This is a genomic window from Bacteroidales bacterium (assembly GCA_031275285.1).
Lineage (GTDB): Bacteria > Bacteroidota > Bacteroidia > Bacteroidales > UBA4181 > JAIRLS01.
The window spans coordinates 19097-31924 of sequence record JAISOY010000089.1 but is presented as its reverse complement, the minus strand read 5'-3'; the positions used below and the strand labels follow the sequence as shown (position 1 = coordinate 31924).

Sequence of the window (12828 nt, the reverse complement as noted above, 5' to 3'; positions counted from 1 at the left end):
ATACTTTCTTTGTTCAAGGTATTGATTTTACATATAAGAGTACTGAAATTCAATGAGATGTTTAGAGATTAAGGTGTTGATAAATAATTTGTATATTGCACGTGTTGTAAGATAAATATAAATTGTCTGTAATTAAATGAAAATGAAAAACCTCCAAAAACAAGGCAGTAAAATATGGTTATTCCTGATCGTTTTTTTGATGGTATCCTGTGGTAAAAAAACAGAGAAGAAAATAGAGCAACTTACATACAATGAATTTCAGCAGAATATGCCCACCGGAATTGCAACCAAAGATAATCCGACCTATGGGCAACTGACAAGTTCGTCCAATTCGGTACTTTTAACCGGAATAGACAGGATCAGGCTAATCCCCATTTACAAGATCAATCCGAAAACGGATAAGGATGTTCAATATGGCCTCGGTATGACATATTTTAGTTATTGGGATAAGGATGAAGAAGATTACTACAAGTATTTTATGCCGGGAATTGATATTGTGTACGGTTATAACCTGATCAATATCGGACATTATGATATTGAAACCGAAAAATTATCTTACTTTTTTGAAAATCCGGTACTCATCAGGACTTTGTATTTTCCCGGACTAAAAAGAGATTCTTTGAGACATCAACCGGTTTCAAGGGATTATTTTCTGGTTTCAGTTTATGATGAGGATACCAATCAGGATTCTCTGATCAACACCAAAGACATGAGGAAATTTTACCATATCGACCAGTTCAACCATAAGAAAACATAACTGATCCCGTCGGGTTATTCTGCTTTAAGGTCGACTTATGATTATAAGAATGATATCATGTACATATACACCAGGCATGATGCCAATAATAACGGTATTCCTGAAAAGGACGAGCCGATAGCGATCTATTGGGTAAGGTTAAATGATCCGACAGTTGAGAAAAGAATGAAGTAATGGTTTTCCGGATAGGATATGGCTTTATGAAACTACGGATCATAAGGAATAGTCCCAAAAATAATCTATTTTTGCGGCGATAAACACAGGCATAAAATGATATGGGATGACATGTTGGCAAAAAAGTAGGCTGCATCTATTTCTTTTTCGTTTTTAGCTGTATCTTTGCCGCCATGAAAAATTATTTTTTATTTTTCATAAAGTGCTTATGCATCAGTATCTGGATGCTTTTAGCAAATTCTTCTGGTTTCATTTTCGGACAGGAAAAGGATTCTGTGTCTATTTCCCAATTGCCTGTAATGGTGCCGCTGGAAGATACTATTCGGATCATACCTGAGGATTCATTATCGTTTTCCTCCGATTCTATCGGCAATGCCTTACATCAATCGGTGAATGATACCATTGTTTCTTTAAAGGATTCTGTTCCTAAAATTGTCATTATTGGACTGGCAGATCCTTTGGATACTTTATCTAACAGGATATATGCATTTAACGTATTGGATAAAAATTCATTTGCGCGGATACAGGTTGATATAGATACTACCCTTTCCCGTTTTGAGATCAACAATCCGGTGATGAAAAAGTATTATATCGGTCCCTCTTTGGGAAATACCGGACTTTCTTACTACCCGATCGGATTTGAAGCACGAAAGCGTCCTTCGGATTTTCTTTTTACGGATCATTTGTCCGTTTACATGCATAATCCCGAAGAAACGGTATATTATCATACCCAGACCCCATATACGAATGTTTGTTATTCTTCGGCAGGATCAAAGGCTGAAAACGAATCCATTTTGAGTATTGTCCATACGCAGAATGTTAATAAGAGATGGAATGTCGGGTTGAATTATGATATTCTGGCTTCTGTCGGGCAATATCCAAACCAGAACTCATCTGATAATGCATTTTCCTTATTTTCGGCATTTCGGGGCAGCCAGTATTCCATGTATGCTAATTTTAACTGGAACAACATCCGTATGAGGGAAAATGGTGGAATTGCCAATTTCGAACAACATCATAATGAACCGCGGCTGCGTCCGCAAAATTATACCGTTCGTTCCCTTTCGGGAAAAACCATTTTCCTTAACAGGAGTTTGTATGTGCAGCATGCTTATTCTTTTAAGAAACTGGATCTTTTTAACAAAGGTGTTCCGACCGACTCTATCAATGTATCGCGTTTTACATTGAACCATACCTTCAAATACGAATGGAATAAACGGGAATTCACCGATACGGATATATATCTTGGAACGACACCTAATTTCGGTACGAAAGCGACCCATGATTCACTATATTTCAGACGTATTTTCAATCATTTTGAGTTAATGCTCAAAGAACAGTCACGTAGCAAATTTACGGCAGGTTTTAGTGTCGGTCTCCTGAATGAAATGGATCGTTACAACAATAATATCATTCCGGATTCTACGATTATATCAAGGGAAGGAGGATCTTCTTCGGGTAATGTATGGGGTGGCGAAACACTGCCGGTAACATGGAGCGATACCAGTGTGGTATACCGGGGAACGAAAAAATATTTCAATACCGCACTTACCGGACGTTTTTTCAATCATACCGGACGTTATCTTAACTGGGATTTTAGCGGACGACTTTATTTTACAGGATATAAAATCGGTGATTTCAATATTGACGGAAATGTACAATTGCATTATTATACCAAAAAGGGAAAAAATACACTCTTGTTAGGAGGAAATATTGAAAATGCAAAGCCGAGTTATTTTTTAAATAAATATGCATCCAACTGGTTGGTTTGGGACAATGATTTCAAATCATCCCAGGAAATCAGGTTGAGGGGTGAGTTTATAATACCCCATCGTAAATTTAAAGCCGGGGTTTATGTCTCACAATTGAATAATCATGTTTTTATCAATTCGGATGCTGTACCTGAACAATATTCGGATTTGATTGTTACAGGAACAGCGTTCATTGAAAAAGATATTAAATGGTGGAAATTCGGTTTTTTGTTCAGGCTTTACGGACAGTATAGTTCTCACGAAAATGTCATTCCGTTGCCGGCTTTTGCCGGATACCAATCTACTTATTTTGAAGCATGGTTGGTACGGGATGTGTTAAAAGTACAATTGGGATGGGATATAAATTACCATACCAAATATTATGCATATGCCTATATGCCTTCTTCGGGAATGTTTTACCTGCAGGAAGAACAAAAAATAGGAAACTATCCGTTTTTTGACGTTTTTTTAAATTTCCAGATAAAAAAAGCCCGTCTGTTTGTTAAAACGGAAGGACTTAGTGCTATGCTGGAACCTTTAGGAAGAGATTATTTTATGGTGTACCGCTATCCCCTGAATACACTCAGGGTGAAATTCGGCGTTTCGTGGGCTTTCTATGATTGACCCTTACACCTTAGTATTAACCAAATAAATTCATCATGATTTGTGAAAATCAAAAAAAGAAAAAAGTAATAAAAAATGTTTTAGGAATTATGTTATTATGGTTGAGTGCTTGCACACAACAAACACAGGAAGAAATAACACAGGAGGTAATCGACTTATCAGAAATCCGTGACAGGAATAGCTTGATTGTATCTATTGATCATAATTCAGTAGATTATTTCATTTACAAAGGTGAGCCAATGGGATTTCAGTATGAAATACTCTCCGAATTAGGGAAACATCTTGGACTGAAGGTGGATATCCAGATCGGGAAAAGTTATGCAGATAACCTGCAGAGCCTATCGGAAGGCCGTTGCGATATGATTGTTTCAGGTTTGATAGCAAACATTGACAGTTCAAAAGCTGCAAATAGTGAAATGCTTTATCAGGATCAAAAAGTGCTGATTCAGCGTAAACCCGAGTCATGGCGTAAAATGACAACTGAACAGGTTGAACAGGTTCTGGTCCGTGATCCTGAAGATCTGAACGGAAAAATGGTGTATACATCCGGTTGGTCACCGTTAGAGAACAACGCAGATTTTATTGACGGACGGCATATTAAGTTTGTAACGCTTAGGGAGATCGAACCGGAAGCGTTGATCAATCTGGTTGAAGAAGGGGAACTGGATTACGCAGCATGCAAATATTCTATTGCCCGTTTGATCATGGAGCGTTATCCTAACCTGGATATGCAGACCCAACTGGGCGAATTACCTATCGGTTGGGTAGTGAGACCTACATCATCAGAGCTATTGGGTGAGATAAATCAATGGTTGGATAATTTCAGGAAGACCAATAAATATGCCGTTTTGTATAAAAAATACCATGAAAGCAGGACCCTTTTGTTCAATGTCAATACGAAATATTTTGCCAGCCGTACCGGAGTCATTTCCGAATATGACGATCTATTCAAGAAGTACAGTGTTGAAATCGGATGGGACTGGCGTTTACTAGCATCTTTGGTATGTCAGGAATCCAAATTCAAGCCTGAGGCGCGTTCCAGGAAAGGAGCATACGGATTAATGCAGATGATGCCGTCAACATTGGAATTTTTTGGTATCGACACTACTGCATCCCCTGAAAAACACATTGCAGCAGGCGTGAAATATATCAAGTATTTAGATAAGATGTTGTCTGAAACGATTTCAGATACAGAAGAACGGATCAAATTCGTTCTGGCTTCATACAACATCGGTCCCGGCCATGTGATGGATGCCCAGCGATTGGCTGAAAAATACGGTAAGGATGCTACTGTATGGGACAATAATGTTGATTCTTGTTTGTTGAATAAAGCTGATCCGAAATATTATAAAGATCCTGAAGTTCGTCACGGGCGATGCAAAGGAAAGGAAACGTACGCCTTTGTTGTACAAATAATGAAGCGTTACGAACACTATAAAAACATAGATAGATAAATATAGGTTTATTTTTCCCGGAAGACGTTCCGGGAAAAAACAAATCCCTTCTTCAACGCTATTTTTGAAGAAGGGATTTGTTTTAATATGATTCTGATTACTTATGTAAATAAGTAATAACTGATGTTACGTAATAATCCGTTTGGGTTATTTATCAGCAAGAACATTACGCATAGGAGTGATTTTGATAATATTGCTTTCAAACATCAATATATCAAGGACTGTAAGTCCGTTTTAATTTAGCCCGACGGCAACGCCTCGGGATTTTGATCATTTTTGATTCTTCGGGCTGCAAGCCCAGGTTAGCTAATTAACCTGGGCTTGCAGCCCGCTTTGTCCGAATTCGTTTTCATTTCCCAAGGCTGAAGCCATTGGGTTAAAATAATCTGCCATTTCATGGCGAAACGCTTATTTTTTGAATAAAAACCTAATCTCTGCGTAACATCAGGTAATTATTAAAAAAACTTCGTAGTGGCTTATAGGATCATCTTTTCAATCGGTATGACAAGAATACCTTCGGCTCCCAACATTTTCAGCCTTCCGATAATTTCCCAGAAACGATTTTCTTCAATTACCGAATGTAAAGAACTCCACCCTTCTTTTGCCAACGGGAGTACGGAGGGACTTCTCATTCCTGGCAATACCTCAATAATTTCATTAATTTTATCATTAGGGGCATTCAGCAGAATATACTTTTTCCCTTCTGCGGTTTGTACGGAATTGATCCTGAAAATAACCTCATCGAGTATTTTTTTCTTTTCATCAGATAATCCGGGATTTCCTATCAGCAAGGCTTCCGACTTCATCACTACCCCAACTTCCTTCAACCGGTTACTTACCAGAGTGCTACCGGAACTTACAATATCAAAGATAGCATCGGCCAGACCGATACCGGGAGCAATCTCGACTGAACCTGAGATCACATGTGTATCGGCTTTGATGTTGTTTTCTGAAAGAAAATTCTCTAAGATAACAGGATAAGAGGTGGCAATGACTTTTCCTTTGAACCAATCCAATCCATTGTATTCCTCGTCTTTGGGAATCGCCAGGGATAAACGGCATTTGCTGAAACCAAGACGTTTGATGATCTGAACGTTTTTTTTGCGTTCGGCATATTCGTTTTCACCTACTATACCTACATCTGCCACTCCATCGGCAACGGCCTGCGGAATATCATCATCGCGCAAAAAGAGGATTTCTACAGGAAATCCTTTGGCAGGTACCAATAATGTCCGCTTCCCTGATTCCAGGCGGATTCCCGCTTCAGTAAGCAGATTCATGGTTTCTTCATAAAGACGGCCTTTGGCCTGAACGGCAATTCTTAACATTTTTTTTTCGTATTATAATATTACTTGTCAATCCTTATGGTTAACAAATTATTTTTCAATTTCAATCAATAATAATTCAGATCCCAGGGATAAATCCAGCTGTTTTTGCTTTTGCAATGATAACAAAAATTGATCTGAAACATTCGGCATATAAAGGCTTATTTTCCTGGGAGCTTTTTTAAATCGTAGTTGGACGGGAATAGATACCGGATCAATATCTTCTTTCCTGTCCAGCTCAAATACGGTCACATTCCTGAACAAGGCCAGCCAATAACTGCCATCGGATTTTTGCAATAATGTATACTCTACTTTTTCATCTCCGAAAGTATTTATATGGAGCATCAATGGGGCAACGGTAAAATTTATTTCTTCGTCCTCAAGAATTTCCAATAAATTTTTTAATGCATAGAACGAGGGTTTGGGTGTTCCGTCGGATCGAATCAAACCAAAATGGCATTCCATGTCAGTCATCTTCGGATCTGGTTTTAAATCCAGAAATTCATATTTGTACGAACGGGTAATTCCCTCATTGAAATAGACAAATGGCAGGTGGATATGGTATATTGCCGCTGCTTTTTCAGATACTCCCGGGTGATGAGGATTATCAGTTTTATTATGATAACCACATTCCGTTGCCAGTAAAGGTTTTTCGCCGCTTACTAACCGGGCGGTTGAAATGGCTTTCTCCATCGAAAGTCCCCATCCCCAATGATTGGATGGATGTTGTCCGGCAGCATAAGGATGCATTCCCCCGTAATCCATCCATTGGGATATATCACCCAGCCGGGCGGGATTATCCCGTATATTGGCCAACGAAAGACCAACTACTGGAATATGTTTCGTTGCTTCATCATTTTTAATTGTTTCAAATAATTGCTGTTGTTCGTTCCGGGCAAATTCCTCCCAGGTCCCGGGTTCTTTTCTTACATCCGGTTCATTGATCGCTTCCATACCCCAAAGCATCGGGCCAATTGACTTTGCCTGGTGAATTGCCCGGGAAGGACGGGTAATCAATAGTAGCCTGATACCATATTGTCCTACATCACGATATTTCTGTAATACATCTTCGTTATAAGTGCCGTCCCGTATGTGTTTGATGCCGGACTCTATAAGCCTGGGCTTAAGAACATCTTCATACAACCCATACTGGGTATCATAATAACCGAAATGGGTGTTTACTCCAATAGAATGAATAAAATCAGACGCTTTATACGGTATTATGGCCTTATATCCTGATGCTGCTACCACATTAAAAATGAAGAGCAAAAACACAACATATATGGGAATACCTTTGCGCAATTATTCAGAATTATCTGTTGAAAAGCAATGATCAGGAAACGCTGAATTCCGGATTTAGCTCCTGACAATAACTACATAATAGTTTTTTTTGCCTCTTTGTATCAGGATATATTTTCCGTTGATCAGGAATTGTTCGTTGATCAGCATATCAAATTCAGAGATACGTTCCTTGTTGATTTGTACGCCACCCGATTGTACGGTTTTTCTCATTTCTCCTTTTGACGGAAAAACAGATGTTTTTTCTGCTAACAAATCTACAGCTTTGATGCCGGAAGATAATTCTGTTTTGGAAACCTCAAAAGTGGGTACACCTTCAAATACCTGCAGAAAAGTTTCTTCATCCAGGTTTTTCAACGAATCGGCTGTTGAGCTGCCGAAAAGGATGTTCGAGGCATCCACCGCTTTAAGATAATCTTCTTCTGAATGTACCATCACAGTCACTTCCTTTGCCAGGCGTTTTTGCAACGGACGCAGATGAGGGGCTGCTTTTTGTTCCTCCACCAATGCATCGATTTCTTCCTTACTTAGAGCGGTAAAGATTTTGATGTATTTTTCGGCATCGGCATCACTGACATTCAGCCAGAACTGATAAAATTTGTAAGGGGAAGTATAGCGTCTGTCTAGCCAGACATTCCCGGATTCGGTCTTTCCGAATTTTCCACCGTCTGCTTTGGTGATCAGCGGGCAGACCAGGGCAAAAGCTTCCTTTCCTAGTTTACGCCTGATTAGTTCGGCTCCGGTAGTGATATTTCCCCATTGGTCCGAACCACCCATCTGGATACGGCAACCGTAGTTTTCGTATAAATACAGGTAATCATATCCTTGTATTAACTGATAGGAGAATTCGGTAAACGACATTCCTTCGGATGATTCCCCGCTAAGACGTTTTTTTACCGAATCTTTAGCCATCATATAGTTGACTGTAAGGTGTTTGCCTATGTCGCGGATGAAATTAAGAAATGAAAAATCTTTCATCCAGTCGTAGTTATTGACCAATGTAGCGGCATTCGGCTGATTGGAATCGAAATCCAGAAACTTGGCCAATTGCTTTTTAATGGATTCCTGGTTATGGCGAAGCGTTGCTTCATCAAGCAGATTGCGTTCCTGCGACTTCAGTGAAGGATCGCCTATCATGCCAGTTGCGCCCCCGACCAAAGCGATAGGACGGTGTCCGGCACGTTGAAAATGCTTGAGTATCATTACACTCACCAGATGTCCGATGTGTAATGAATCGGCAGTAGGATCGATACCTACATAACCTGAGGCGATTTCTTTTTGCAATAATTCTTCAGTACCGGGCATAATCTCCTGGATCATGCCACGCCAACGCAATTCTTCTACAAAATTCATCGTATGATTTATGATTGATTATGATTTGACTCTCTCAGAGTATTCACGGGTACGGGTATCTACTTTAATCTTTTCACCCTGCTCAATAAACAAAGGAACCCCGATTACGGCTCCTGTCTCCATCGTAGCTTGTTTCAATGATGAGGTAGATGCTGTATCGCCACGTACTCCGGGTTCAGTATAGGTGATTTCCAATTCAACAAACGGGGGCAGCTCACAGCTCAATACCCTTTCTTCTTCGGCAAGAAACATCATTTCCACATATTGTCCTTCCTTCATCAGGTCGGCATTGTCTACCATATCAGGTTGAAGATCAATCTGATCATAAGTTTCATTATGCATGAAATGGAATCCGAGATCATCTTTATACAAGAATTGGTAAGGACGACGTTCAACGCGTATTTCTGTTACTTTTTCACCCGCATTAAAGGTATTTTCCAAGATTTTGCCATTCTCTAAATTACGGAGTTTGGTCTTTACAAAAGCACCTCCTTTTCCGGGTTTCACATGTTGAAACCAAATAATGGAGCAAGGTTTTTCATTGTACAGGATACACATTCCGTTTCTAAAATCTGCTGTAGAAGCCATCTAAATTTTATTATTTAATTTACAATCAATTTTAAAGTGCCGCAAAAATACGACAATTGAATGAAAATGACAAGGGTAAATGATAAAGTTCCGTTTCATCGCAAGTAGTTCGATTCTTCTATTGGCGTTACAGATATAAAAGCCGGATACTTAATCGGTAGCTAAAAAGTCCAGTAGTTTCTTTTTATTTTGTTCAAAGTCAAATTTTCTCTTAACTATTTCATAACCTGTATTCCCCATTTTTTCTCTTATCGACGGTTGTGTTACAAGTAATTGAATCGAATTGGCAAAAGCCTCTTTGTCTTCAAACGGTATCAGAAAACCATTTTCTTCATTAAAAACAAGTTCAGGGTTACTACTGATATCAAAAGCCACGATAGGATTCTTTGCACACATGGCTTCGGTCAGTACATATCCGAAGCCTTCCCATCTGGAAGTCAGGACAAAGATGTCGATATGGTTCATAAACTCATTGGGATGATCGACAAATCCTGTAAACTCAACATAATCGGATAAATCATTTTCCCGGGCCTGCTTATTCAACTCATCTTTCAATACTCCGTCTCCGCCAATCCTGATTTTACAGACAACCTGCCTGTTCTTTAAAATAGCAGCAATGTCCAGTAAAATATCCAATCCTTTCTGATATACTAATCTTCCCAGAGTACCAACAACCGGGATGTCGTTTTGTTTTTTGGTTTCAGGATCCGGGATATTTATCCCATTATAGATTACCTTTATTCTCTCTTCAGGAAATAAATTCGGATTATTTTGCAGTATGGTGGTTTTAGTCGCTTCAGAATTTGCGATGATGTGAGTCAGCCTTCGAAAGAGAAATCTGTTTGACAGGCTGTTTTTTATTGGAATGGCGCTCCCTCTTCTATAAACAATTTTCGGAATTTTTGCCAGTCTGGCCATTGGGGCAGCTACTTTCAGGTCTTTAGAAAAATTCATGATGATTACATCAAATTTTTCCTTTTTAAAAAAACGATATACTGAGAATAGCTTAGCGGGATTCAAAAAACTCAGATTACCCAATGAAAAAGACTTTGTCTTTATTTGACGGGCTGAAGCCCGTTTCAATAGTTCGCTGTTTTTGTTGGAGACAACCACTACCTGATGCCCTTCCTGTAAAAGAGCCAGGGCATGTTCCATATGCCATTTCTCACCACCTCCCCATACCTTTGCACAATTGAAAAAACAAATCTTCATGAAATAATATTTATCATCCATCAATTAAGCACTCAGTGATATTTATTGTTTCCTTAAGTCGCATTGATAAAATGGATTACGTTCGGAAAGTACAACATTAATTGTTTTACGCATGTCCCGATATTTGCCCAATGTCCCGAAGGGACTGAATAAGAATAACCGTGAGTGTAACTCACGGAAAAAGGCAACAGCCGGCAATCGCGTCCCCGAAAGGGGGCGAATGGCGTAAATGCGATATTCGCCCCCTTTCGGGGACGCGAGGACGTTACTATATTCCTGCCACGGGTTACACCCGCGGTTATTTATATTTGCCCGCTTCGCGGACTTTACAGGTAAACATTGGGACATACGTATTGTTTTTATTGGTAAGCCCTGTTCCGGCATGAAGATACCAATTGCCCAAAGATACAGTTTTTGGATGACCAAATGATTAAAACAGGGACAACATTTCCGTAGGAAAGTCAATTACCTTCTTTGCTCCGCTATCGATCAATTCTTTTTTAGGCCGGAAACCCCAGCCTGCTCCAATGGAAAAGAATCCGGCCGCATTGGCAGTTTGCATATCCACGTCACTATCTCCCAGATAGCAAATATCACGGGGTTTTAACTCCATATATTCTGCAATATATAAAGCTGATTGTGGGTCCGGTTTGCGTGGAAAACGATTATTTGCCCCCATGATTAATGTAAACGGCCAGTTTTTTAACAGAACGTCACATATTTTCTGTGTGATGGAGTCTGCTTTATTGGATAACACTGCCAGCTTAACATGGTCGGAAGATAGCTTATCCAATAGATCCGGAATGCCGGTATATAAACTTGTCTTATTGAGATAATTATTCTCATAATCATCCATCATATACCTAAAGCATGTTTCAATGTTCTCTTCCGTCTGTGCAGATTCGGGAAGGCTTTTTTTTACCAGGTTCTTTATCCCGTTACCTACTAAAAACCGGTACTCATCATATTTATGGGCAGGATATCCCAAAGAGGATAATACCCTATTCATTGCGTCTGCAATATCTTCAAGCGTATCTGCCAGTGTTCCGTCCAGATCAAAAATTACGGCACGAAAATTCATTAAAAGAAATAAAAGTGTGAAAAGACTTAGACCAGTATAATATTGTGTTTCCGGCATACTTCAATCATCTCCTGAGGCCATATGCTGGATTGGGTTTCGCCAATATGCGCTTTTCGCAAAAAGAACATACACAAACGCGACTGACCTATTCCACCTCCAATAGAAAGAGGTAATTCACCGTTCAATAATTTTTTATGGAACATTAGTTCCTTACGGTTTTCCGAATCATTGATTTTTAGTTGTTTTGCTAAGGTGTTGGCATCTACCCGTATACCCATTGAAGATATTTCGATCGAACACTCCAGCAAAGAATCCCAAAGTAAAATGTCTCCGTTCAGGCCTTTATACCCATTCTGGTTTTCCGTAGTCCAGTCATCATAATCAGGAGCCCTTCCGTCATGAGGTTTTCCGTTGGCGAGATTTCCGCCAATACCGATGATAAACACGGCACCGTACTTTTGAGTAATCAAATGTTCCCGTTCCTTGGGTGTTTTATCCGGATACATATCCAGTAATTCCTCAGAGTGTATGAAGGTGATCTGTTCCGGCAAACGTGGTGTTAATTCCGGATAATTCTCATAAATGTAGAATTCAGTCCGTTTTAATACATTGAATATTTTCGATACGGTATGCTTCAAAAAATCTAACGACCTGTTTTTTTCATTAATAGCAAGTTCCCAATCCCATTGATCAACATAAAGGGAATGAAGGTTATCCAGCTCTTCATCAGAACGGATGGCATTCATATCCGTATATAAGCCATATCCGGTCTTTATCTCGTATTCAGCCAGCATCATCCTTTTCCATTTAGCTAAAGAATGTACGACTTCTGCCCTGGCATCCCCCATATCTTTTATCGGAAATGTAACCGCCCGCTCCGTTCCGTTCAGATCATCATTCAGGCCAGTTCCCTTTAGAACGAAAAGTGGAGCCGTAACCCTCCTTAACTGCAATTCGGATGATAAATTCGATTCAACAAAATCTTTCAATAACTTAATGGCTTTTTCCGTTTGCCTTAAATTAAGGATGGGAATATATGATTTCGGTAAGAATAATTTCGACATGTGATAATTTCAAACAAAAACTAAACAGAAAGTTATAAAATAAAAAATAAATTTTTTATGTTTGCAAAAATGATGATTTATTAGTTTAAAACCAATGACTTTTTTAATTTTACTTTAAGATAAATGGTTTTTGCCTATAAATAATT

General features: G+C 39.2%; 11 protein-coding genes. 4 read left to right on the top strand and 7 right to left on the bottom strand.

Going from position 1 to position 12828, the window contains the following annotated elements; translation table 11 throughout:
* Positions 1 to 142: 142 nt before the first annotated feature.
* The 3 genes from LBQ60_09655 to LBQ60_09645 all read left to right on the top strand — a co-directional run bounded on the left by LBQ60_09655 (position 143) and on the right by LBQ60_09645 (position 4760).
* The gene (locus LBQ60_09655; protein ID MDR2038176.1) at positions 143 to 757 is read left to right on the top strand and encodes a hypothetical protein; all 615 of its coding nucleotides are present in this window, start codon (positions 143 to 145) and stop codon (positions 755 to 757) included.
* Positions 758 to 1155: 398 nt separating this feature from the next.
* The gene (locus LBQ60_09650) at positions 1156 to 3306 is read left to right on the top strand and encodes a putative porin (GenBank protein MDR2038175.1); all 2151 of its coding nucleotides are present in this window, start codon (positions 1156 to 1158) and stop codon (positions 3304 to 3306) included.
* Positions 3307 to 3341: 35 nt separating this feature from the next.
* Positions 3342 to 4760 (top strand): transporter substrate-binding domain-containing protein, encoded by a 1419-nt coding sequence (locus LBQ60_09645; protein MDR2038174.1) that lies wholly within the window; start codon positions 3342 to 3344, stop codon positions 4758 to 4760.
* A gap of 476 nt (positions 4761 to 5236) precedes the next feature.
* Here the strand turns inward: LBQ60_09645 and hisG are convergent, their stop codons facing one another.
* From hisG to LBQ60_09620, 5 genes are all read right to left on the bottom strand, one after another.
* Entirely contained in the window at positions 5237 to 6088 is an 852-nt protein-coding gene (gene hisG / locus LBQ60_09640) for an ATP phosphoribosyltransferase (protein MDR2038173.1), read from the bottom strand.
* A 48-nt stretch (positions 6089 to 6136) separates the two neighbouring features.
* Positions 6137 to 7336: a hypothetical protein gene (locus tag LBQ60_09635; protein MDR2038172.1), complete on the bottom strand. Its 1200-nt coding sequence runs from the start codon at positions 7334 to 7336 to the stop codon at positions 6137 to 6139.
* Positions 7337 to 7441: 105 nt separating this feature from the next.
* Positions 7442 to 8737 carry a tyrosine--tRNA ligase gene (gene tyrS / locus LBQ60_09630; protein MDR2038171.1) on the bottom strand — a complete coding sequence of 432 codons (1296 nt, stop codon included), beginning with the start codon at positions 8735 to 8737 and terminating at the stop codon, positions 7442 to 7444.
* Positions 8738 to 8755: 18 nt separating this feature from the next.
* A complete protein-coding gene (gene efp / locus LBQ60_09625; GenBank protein MDR2038170.1) occupies positions 8756 to 9325 on the bottom strand; it encodes an elongation factor P in 570 nt (189 codons plus the stop codon).
* A gap of 150 nt (positions 9326 to 9475) precedes the next feature.
* Positions 9476 to 10537 (bottom strand): glycosyltransferase, encoded by a 1062-nt coding sequence (locus LBQ60_09620; GenBank protein ID MDR2038169.1) that lies wholly within the window; start codon positions 10535 to 10537, stop codon positions 9476 to 9478.
* A 161-nt stretch (positions 10538 to 10698) separates the two neighbouring features.
* Between LBQ60_09620 and LBQ60_09615 the strand changes: the two genes are divergently transcribed.
* Entirely contained in the window at positions 10699 to 10923 is a 225-nt protein-coding gene (locus LBQ60_09615; protein MDR2038168.1) for a hypothetical protein, read from the top strand.
* Between the two features lie 44 nt (positions 10924 to 10967).
* Here LBQ60_09615 and LBQ60_09610 read toward each other — a convergent pair whose 3' ends face one another.
* Positions 10968 to 11618: an HAD family hydrolase gene (locus LBQ60_09610; protein ID MDR2038167.1), complete on the bottom strand. Its 651-nt coding sequence runs from the start codon at positions 11616 to 11618 to the stop codon at positions 10968 to 10970.
* A 26-nt stretch (positions 11619 to 11644) separates the two neighbouring features.
* Positions 11645 to 12682 (bottom strand): aspartate--ammonia ligase, encoded by a 1038-nt coding sequence (gene asnA / locus LBQ60_09605; protein ID MDR2038166.1) that lies wholly within the window; start codon positions 12680 to 12682, stop codon positions 11645 to 11647.
* Between the last annotated feature and the right edge of the window lie 146 nt (positions 12683 to 12828).